The following is an 8,172-nucleotide window of genomic DNA, read 5'->3' as shown; positions in this document are numbered from 1 at the left end:
GACAACATCAAGATGGTTGTGACTCTGATCCACCCAATCGCGATGGACGACGGTCTGCGTTTCGCAATCCGTGAAGGTGGTCGTACCGTTGGTGCTGGCGTGGTTGCTAAAGTTCTCAGCTAATTGCTGATAACATTTGACGCAATGCGCATGAAAAGGGCATCATTTGATGCCCTTTTTGCACGCTTTCACATCAGAACCTGGCTCATCAGTGATTATTTTTGTCATAATCATTGCTGAGACAGGCTCTGCAGAGAGCGTATAATCCGTAAAGGGATTAAGCGTATCGATTTGGTCGCCTCGCAATCGCGGGGTGAAATTATTTGTAGAATTCTTCTGACAGGTTGGTTTATGAGTGCGAATACCGAAGCTCAAGGGAGCGGGCGCGGCCTGGAAGCGATGAAGTGGGTCGCTGTTGCCGTGCTGCTGATTGTGGCAATCGTTGGCAACTATCTTTATCGTGACATGATGCTGCCGCTCCGCGCGCTGGCAGTGGTGATTCTGATTGCTGCAGCGGGCGGTGTCGCGCTGTTAACGACTAAAGGTAAAGCAACCGTTGCTTTTGCGCGTGAAGCGCGTACCGAAGTCCGCAAGGTGATTTGGCCAACTCGCCAGGAAACATTGCACACCACTCTGATTGTGGCTGCAGTGACTGCGGTAATGTCACTGATCCTGTGGGGACTGGATGGTATTCTGGTTCGCCTGGTTTCCTTTATCACTGGCCTGAGGTTCTAAGATGTCTGAAGCCCCTAAAAAGCGTTGGTACGTCGTTCAGGCGTTTTCCGGTTTTGAAGGCCGCGTAGCAACGTCGCTGCGCGAGCATATCAAATTACACAATATGGAAGAGTTGTTTGGTGAAGTTATGGTTCCGACCGAAGAAGTGGTCGAGATCCGTGGCGGCCAGCGTCGTAAAAGCGAACGCAAATTCTTCCCGGGTTACGTGCTGGTTCAGATGGTAATGAACGACGCAAGCTGGCACCTGGTGCGCAGCGTACCGCGCGTAATGGGCTTTATCGGCGGCACGTCTGACCGTCCGGCACCAATTAGCGACAAAGAAGTTGATGCGATCATGAACCGCCTGCAGCAGGTGGGTGATAAGCCGCGTCCTAAAACGCTCTTTGAACCGGGTGAGATGGTTCGTGTTAGCGACGGTCCGTTTGCTGACTTTAACGGCGTGGTTGAAGAAGTGGACTATGAGAAGTCCCGCCTGAAAGTTTCTGTTTCTATCTTCGGTCGTGCGACCCCGGTAGAACTGGACTTTGCTCAGGTAGAAAAAGCTTAAGCAGCGATCAAAAAAGCAACGATTTAACCGTTGCACAAGGCGCGAGATTGGAATACAATTTCGCGCCTTTTGTTTTTATGGGCCACGGCCTGTAAAACGAATTTTATTCACGGGGAGCCTCCTTGAGGCGCTATTACCCAATCAGAGGATTTTAGAATGGCTAAGAAAGTACAAGCCTACGTCAAGCTGCAGGTTGCAGCTGGTATGGCGAACCCAAGTCCACCAGTTGGCCCAGCACTGGGTCAGCAGGGTGTGAACATCATGGAATTCTGTAAAGCGTTCAACGCAAAAACTGAATCCCTGGAAAAAGGTCTGCCAATCCCAGTTGTAATCACTGTTTACGCTGACCGTTCTTTCACTTTCGTTACCAAAACCCCTCCAGCAGCCGTTCTGCTGAAGAAAGCGGCTGGTATCAAGTCTGGTTCCGGTAAACCGAACAAAGACAAAGTGGGTAAAATTTCCCGCGCTCAGCTGCAGGAAATCGCGCAGACCAAAGCTGCCGACATGACTGGTTCCGACATTGAAGCGATGACTCGCTCAATCGAAGGTACTGCACGTTCCATGGGCCTGGTAGTGGAGGACTAAGAAATGGCTAAACTGACCAAGCGCATGTCCGTGATTCGTGACAAAGTTGATGCGACCAAACAGTACGACATCAACGAAGCTATCGCTCTGCTGAAAGAACTGGCAACTGCTAAGTTCGTTGAAAGCGTTGACGTTGCCGTTAACCTGGGCATCGACGCTCGTAAATCCGATCAGAACGTTCGTGGCGCGACTGTACTGCCACACGGTACTGGCCGTTCCGTTCGCGTAGCTGTATTTGCTCAGGGTGCAAACGCTGAAGCGGCTAAAGCTGCCGGCGCTGAACTGGTAGGTATGGAAGATCTGGCTGATCAGATCAAGAAAGGCGAAATGAACTTTGACGTTGTTATTGCTTCTCCAGATGCAATGCGCGTTGTTGGCCAGCTGGGCCAGGTTCTGGGTCCACGCGGCCTGATGCCAAACCCGAAAGTGGGTACTGTAACCCCTAACGTTGCTGAAGCGGTTAAGAACGCTAAAGCAGGTCAGGTTCGTTATCGTAACGACAAAAACGGCATCATCCACACCACCATCGGTAAAGTGGACTTTGACGCTGACAAACTGAAAGAAAACCTGGAATCTCTGCTGGTTGCGCTGAAAAAAGCAAAACCAACTCAGGCTAAAGGCGTGTACATCAAGAAAGTTAGCATCTCCACCACTATGGGTGCAGGTGTTGCAGTTGACCAGGCTGGCCTGAGCGCTGCTGCAAACTAATGCCTTTACGTGGGCGGTGATTTTGTCTACAATCTTACCCCCACGTTTGCTAACAAAAGTTAGCGGCTAAAAGATTTGTTCGTTGGAGCCTGGCCTATCCAGGCCTCCGTCGAAGACCGCAGGTGTTTCGTAAGAGACTTAATCCCCTGCGTAGACGGTGACAGAACGCTAAGAATATTTTTTGAATACTCTGGCTTGTTTCTGCTCACCGTATTAAGACGCTCTTTCCGTTGGGGAGAGTGAAGTGAGTTCCGGAACATGAGTTCCGGCAAACATCCAGGAGCAAAGCTAATGGCTTTAAATCTTCAAGACAAACAAGCGATTGTTGCTGAAGTCAGCGAAGTAGCCAAAGGCGCGCTGTCTGCAGTAGTTGCGGATTCCCGTGGCGTTACTGTAGACAAAATGACTGAACTGCGTAAAGCAGGTCGTGAAGCTGGCGTATACATGCGTGTTGTTCGTAACACCCTGCTGCGTCGCGTAGTTGAAGGTACTCAGTTTGAGTGCCTGAAAGACACGTTTGTTGGTCCGACCCTTATTGCATACTCTATGGAACACCCGGGCGCTGCTGCTCGTCTGTTCAAAGAGTTCGCGAAAGCGAATGCAAAATTTGAGGTCAAAGCTGCAGCCTTTGAAGGTGAGTTGATCCCGGCATCGCAAATCGATCGCCTGGCAACCCTGCCGACCTACGAAGAAGCAATTGCACGCCTGATGGCAACCATGAAAGAAGCTTCGGCTGGCAAACTGGTTCGCACTCTGGCTGCTGTTCGCGATGCGAAAGAAGCTGCTTAATTGCAGTTGCCTTTATAACGCACTCGCTTACGTATAAACTTATTCTGATTTTCAGGAACAATTTAAATGTCTATCACTAAAGATCAAATCATTGAAGCAGTTGCAGCTATGTCCGTAATGGACGTTGTAGAACTGATTTCTGCAATGGAAGAAAAATTCGGTGTTTCTGCTGCTGCTGCTGTAGCTGTAGCTGCGGGCCCGGCTGAAGCTGCTGAAGAAAAAACTGAATTCGACGTAATTCTGAAAGCTGCTGGCGCTAACAAAGTTGCTGTTATCAAAGCAGTACGTGGCGCAACTGGCCTGGGTCTGAAAGAAGCTAAAGACCTGGTAGAATCTGCTCCAGCTGCGCTGAAAGAAGGCGTGAGCAAAGACGACGCAGAAGCACTGAAAAAATCTCTGGAAGAAGCTGGCGCTGAAGTTGAAGTTAAATAAGCCAACTTTTCTGGTTGCAGCCTAAGAAATTAGGCTGATGGCTGGTGACTTTTTAGTCACCAGCCTTTTTGCGCTGTAAGGCGCCAGTAGCATTTCACACTGTTTGACTGCTGGTTGTCCTGACAATGCTTGTTTCTATCGACGCCTTAATATATTGCGACAGGGTGCTCGCTCTGTGTAAATCGCAACGAAATGGTTTAAGCGTGATAGCAACAGGTATTGCGGAAAGTATTCAATTTTCCGGTCAACAAAATAGTGTTGCACAAACTGTCCCTTCGTCGGACAGATGGGTCGACTTGTCAGCGAGCTGAGGAACCCTAATGGTTTACTCCTATACCGAGAAAAAACGTATTCGTAAGGATTTTGGTAAACGTCCACAAGTTTTGGATATACCTTATCTCCTTTCTATCCAGCTTGACTCGTTCCAGAAGTTTATCGAGCAAGATCCTGAAGGGCAGTATGGTCTGGAAGCAGCTTTCCGCTCCGTATTCCCGATTAAAAGCTATAGCGGTAATTCTGAGCTGCAATACGTCAGCTACCGCCTTGGCGAACCGGTGTTTGACGTTCAGGAATGTCAGATCCGTGGCGTGACCTATTCCGCACCGCTGCGCGTAAAACTGCGTCTGGTGATCTACGAGCGCGAAGCGCCTGAAGGCACCGTTAAAGACATTAAAGAACAAGAAGTCTACATGGGTGAAATTCCGCTCATGACGGACAACGGTACTTTCGTTATCAACGGTACTGAGCGTGTGATCGTTTCCCAGCTGCATCGTAGCCCGGGTGTCTTCTTCGACAGCGATAAAGGTAAAACACACTCTTCCGGTAAAGTACTGTATAACGCGCGCATCATTCCTTACCGTGGTTCCTGGCTGGACTTCGAGTTCGATCCTAAAGACAACCTGTTTGTCCGTATCGACCGTCGTCGTAAACTGCCTGCGACCATCATTTTGCGTGCGCTGCAATACACGACTGAACAGATCCTGGACCTGTTCTTCGAGAAAGTAATCTTTGAAATCCGCGACAACAAGCTGCAAATGGAGCTGGTGCCGGAACGTCTGCGTGGTGAGACCGCGTCGTTCGACATCGAAGCCGATGGCAAAGTGTATGTGGAAAAAGGTCGCCGTATCACTGCGCGCCATATCCGTCAGCTGGAAAAAGATGATATCAAACACATCGAAGTCCCGGTTGAATACATTGCAGGAAAAGTGGTCGCGAAAGATTACGTTGACGAGTCAACTGGCGAACTGATCTGCCCAGCGAACATGGAGCTGAGCCTGGATCTGTTGGCTAAGCTGAGCCAGTCTGGTCACAAACGTATCGAAACGCTGTTCACCAACGATCTGGACCACGGCGCGTATATGTCTGAGACTATTCGCGTCGACCCAACTACCGATCGTCTGAGCGCGCTGGTAGAAATCTACCGCATGATGCGTCCTGGTGAGCCACCAACTCGCGAAGCGGCTGAAAGCCTGTTCGAGAATCTGTTCTTCTCCGAAGACCGCTACGATCTGTCCGCGGTTGGTCGTATGAAGTTCAACCGTTCTCTGCTGCGTGATGAAATCGAAGGTTCCGGTATCCTGAGCAAAGACGACATCATCGAAGTGATGAAGAAGCTCATCGATATCCGTAACGGTAAAGGCGAAGTGGACGATATCGACCACCTCGGCAACCGTCGTATCCGTTCCGTAGGCGAAATGGCGGAAAACCAGTTCCGCGTTGGCCTGGTACGTGTAGAGCGTGCGGTGAAAGAACGTCTGTCTCTGGGCGATCTGGATACCCTGATGCCTCAGGATATGATCAACGCCAAGCCGATTTCTGCAGCAGTGAAAGAGTTCTTCGGTTCCAGCCAGCTGTCACAGTTTATGGACCAGAACAACCCGCTGTCTGAGATTACGCACAAACGTCGTATCTCTGCTCTCGGCCCAGGTGGTTTGACCCGTGAGCGCGCAGGCTTTGAAGTTCGAGACGTACACCCGACGCACTACGGTCGCGTATGTCCAATCGAAACGCCTGAAGGTCCAAACATCGGTCTGATCAACTCCCTGTCCGTGTACGCACAGACTAACGAATACGGTTTCCTCGAGACTCCGTACCGTAAAGTGACTGACGGAGTTGTAACCGACGAAATTCATTATCTGTCTGCTATCGAAGAAGGTAACTACGTTATCGCTCAGGCGAACTCCAACCTGGATGACGAAGGCCACTTTGAAGAAGACCTGGTAACGTGCCGTAGCAAAGGCGAATCAAGCTTGTTCAGCCGCGATCAGGTTGACTACATGGACGTTTCCACCCAACAGGTGGTTTCTGTCGGTGCATCCCTGATCCCGTTCCTGGAACACGATGACGCCAACCGTGCATTGATGGGTGCGAACATGCAACGTCAGGCCGTTCCAACTCTGCGTGCTGATAAGCCGCTGGTTGGTACCGGTATGGAACGTGCTGTTGCCGTCGACTCCGGTGTTACCGCAGTTGCTAAGCGTGGCGGTACCGTACAGTACGTTGATGCATCCCGTATCGTTATCAAAGTTAACGAAGACGAGATGTATCCGGGCGAAGCGGGCATCGACATCTACAACCTGACCAAGTACACCCGTTCTAACCAGAACACCTGTATCAACCAGATGCCTTGCGTTTCTCTGGGTGAGCCAATTGAGCGCGGCGACGTGCTGGCTGACGGCCCGTCCACCGACCTCGGTGAGCTGGCGCTCGGTCAGAACATGCGCGTAGCGTTCATGCCGTGGAACGGTTACAACTTCGAAGACTCCATCCTTGTCTCCGAGCGTGTGGTTCAGGAAGATCGTTTCACCACGATCCACATTCAGGAACTGGCATGTGTGTCTCGTGACACCAAGCTGGGGCCAGAAGAGATCACTGCCGACATCCCTAACGTGGGTGAAGCAGCGCTCTCCAAACTGGATGAGTCCGGTATCGTTTACATTGGTGCGGAAGTGACCGGTGGTGACATTCTGGTGGGTAAGGTAACGCCTAAAGGTGAAACCCAGCTGACGCCAGAAGAGAAACTGCTGCGTGCAATCTTCGGTGAGAAAGCGTCCGACGTTAAAGACTCTTCTCTGCGCGTTCCAAACGGTGTTTCCGGTACGGTTATCGACGTTCAGGTCTTCACCCGTGATGGCGTTGAGAAAGATAAACGTGCGCTGGAAATCGAAGAAATGCAGCTCAAACAGGCTAAGAAAGACCTGTCTGAAGAACTGCAAATCCTCGAAGCGGGTCTGTTCAGCCGTATCTACGCGGTACTGGTTGCCGGCGGTATTGAAGCTGAGAAGCTCGATAAACTGCCACGCGATCGCTGGCTGGAACTGGGCCTGACCGACGAAGAGAAACAGAATCAGCTGGAACAGCTGGCTGAGCAGTATGACGAACTGAAACACGAGTTCGAGAAAAAACTCGAAGCGAAACGCCGTAAAATCACTCAGGGCGACGATCTGGCACCAGGTGTGCTGAAGATTGTTAAGGTATATCTGGCCGTTAAACGTCAGATCCAGCCGGGTGATAAGATGGCAGGCCGTCACGGTAACAAGGGTGTTATCTCTAAGATCAACCCGATCGAAGATATGCCGCACGATGCTAACGGTACGCCGGTAGATATCGTACTGAACCCGCTGGGCGTACCGTCTCGTATGAACATTGGTCAGATCCTCGAAACTCACCTGGGTATGGCTGCGAAAGGTATCGGCGATAAGATCAACGCCATGCTGAAGCAGCAGGAAGAAGTCGCGAAACTGCGCGAATTCATCCAGCGTGCGTACGATCTGGGTACTGATGTTCGCCAGAAAGTCGACCTGAACACCTTTAGCGATGAAGAAGTGCTGCGCTTGGCTGAGAACCTGAAAAAAGGTATGCCAATCGCAACGCCAGTCTTCGATGGTGCGAAAGAGTCTGAAATCAAGGAACTGTTACAGCTGGGTGGCCTGCCAAGTTCTGGCCAGATCACACTGTTCGACGGTCGTACCGGTGAGCAGTTTGAGCGTCAGGTAACCGTGGGTTACATGTACATGCTGAAACTGAACCACTTGGTTGATGACAAGATGCACGCGCGTTCTACCGGTTCTTATAGCCTGGTTACTCAGCAGCCGCTGGGTGGTAAGGCACAGTTCGGTGGTCAGCGCTTCGGGGAGATGGAAGTGTGGGCGCTGGAAGCATACGGCGCAGCATACACCCTGCAGGAAATGCTCACCGTTAAGTCTGATGACGTGAACGGTCGTACCAAGATGTATAAAAACATCGTGGACGGCAACCATCAGATGGAACCGGGCATGCCAGAGTCCTTCAACGTTCTGTTGAAAGAGATTCGTTCGCTGGGTATCAACATCGAACTGGAAGACGAGTAATTCTCGCTCAAACAGGTCACTGGTGTC

7 protein-coding genes and 1 pseudogene are annotated in these 8,172 nt (G+C 51.0%); all 8 read left to right on the top strand.

Annotated elements, in window-relative coordinates; genetic code table 11:
- Positions 1-123, top strand: a pseudogene (gene tuf, locus V5P19_RS22560) (elongation factor Tu); the annotation flags it as partial.
- Between the two features lie 228 nt (positions 124-351).
- A complete protein-coding gene (secE, locus tag V5P19_RS22555) occupies positions 352-735 on the top strand; it encodes a preprotein translocase subunit SecE (RefSeq protein WP_014068449.1) in 384 nt (127 codons plus the stop codon).
- Between the two features lies 1 nt (position 736).
- On the top strand, positions 737-1,282 hold the full coding sequence (gene nusG / locus V5P19_RS22550; RefSeq protein WP_002438628.1) for a transcription termination/antitermination protein NusG: 546 nt from the start codon (positions 737-739) through the stop codon (positions 1,280-1,282).
- 156 nt (positions 1,283-1,438) lie between these two features.
- Positions 1,439-1,867, top strand: a complete 429-nt coding sequence (gene rplK / locus V5P19_RS22545; protein ID WP_004097640.1) for a 50S ribosomal protein L11 — start codon at positions 1,439-1,441, stop codon at positions 1,865-1,867.
- A gap of 3 nt (positions 1,868-1,870) precedes the next feature.
- On the top strand, positions 1,871-2,575 hold the full coding sequence (gene rplA, locus V5P19_RS22540) for a 50S ribosomal protein L1 (protein ID WP_006176745.1): 705 nt from the start codon (positions 1,871-1,873) through the stop codon (positions 2,573-2,575).
- 291 nt (positions 2,576-2,866) lie between these two features.
- Entirely contained in the window at positions 2,867-3,364 is a 498-nt protein-coding gene (rplJ, locus tag V5P19_RS22535) for a 50S ribosomal protein L10 (protein ID WP_001207203.1), read from the top strand.
- A 66-nt stretch (positions 3,365-3,430) separates the two neighbouring features.
- Positions 3,431-3,796 (top strand): 50S ribosomal protein L7/L12, encoded by a 366-nt coding sequence (gene rplL, locus V5P19_RS22530; RefSeq protein WP_006176746.1) that lies wholly within the window; start codon positions 3,431-3,433, stop codon positions 3,794-3,796.
- A 320-nt stretch (positions 3,797-4,116) separates the two neighbouring features.
- A complete protein-coding gene (gene rpoB, locus V5P19_RS22525; protein ID WP_334407726.1) occupies positions 4,117-8,145 on the top strand; it encodes a DNA-directed RNA polymerase subunit beta in 4,029 nt (1,342 codons plus the stop codon).
- Positions 8,146-8,172: the final 27 nt, after the last annotated feature.

Origin of the sequence: Enterobacter sp. UNJFSC 003 (assembly GCF_036903355.1) — a bacterium.
GTDB lineage: Bacteria > Pseudomonadota > Gammaproteobacteria > Enterobacterales > Enterobacteriaceae > Enterobacter.
Note: the sequence above shows the minus strand (reverse complement) of the source record. Positions and strands in the feature narration are given on the sequence as shown.

What these genes read in the sequence shown, in the direction of transcription:
- secE (WP_014068449.1), top strand. Translation starts at nt 352, where the DNA reads ATGAGTGCGAATACCGAAGCTCAAGGGAGCGGGCGCGGCCTGGAAGCG.
- rpoB (WP_334407726.1), top strand. Translation starts at nt 4,117, where the DNA reads ATGGTTTACTCCTATACCGAGAAAAAACGTATTCGTAAGGATTTTGGT.
- rplL (WP_006176746.1), top strand. Translation starts at nt 3,431, where the DNA reads ATGTCTATCACTAAAGATCAAATCATTGAAGCAGTTGCAGCTATGTCC.
- rplJ (WP_001207203.1), top strand. Translation starts at nt 2,867, where the DNA reads ATGGCTTTAAATCTTCAAGACAAACAAGCGATTGTTGCTGAAGTCAGC.
- nusG (WP_002438628.1), top strand. Translation starts at nt 737, where the DNA reads ATGTCTGAAGCCCCTAAAAAGCGTTGGTACGTCGTTCAGGCGTTTTCC.
- rplK (WP_004097640.1), top strand. Translation starts at nt 1,439, where the DNA reads ATGGCTAAGAAAGTACAAGCCTACGTCAAGCTGCAGGTTGCAGCTGGT.
- rplA (WP_006176745.1), top strand. Translation starts at nt 1,871, where the DNA reads ATGGCTAAACTGACCAAGCGCATGTCCGTGATTCGTGACAAAGTTGAT.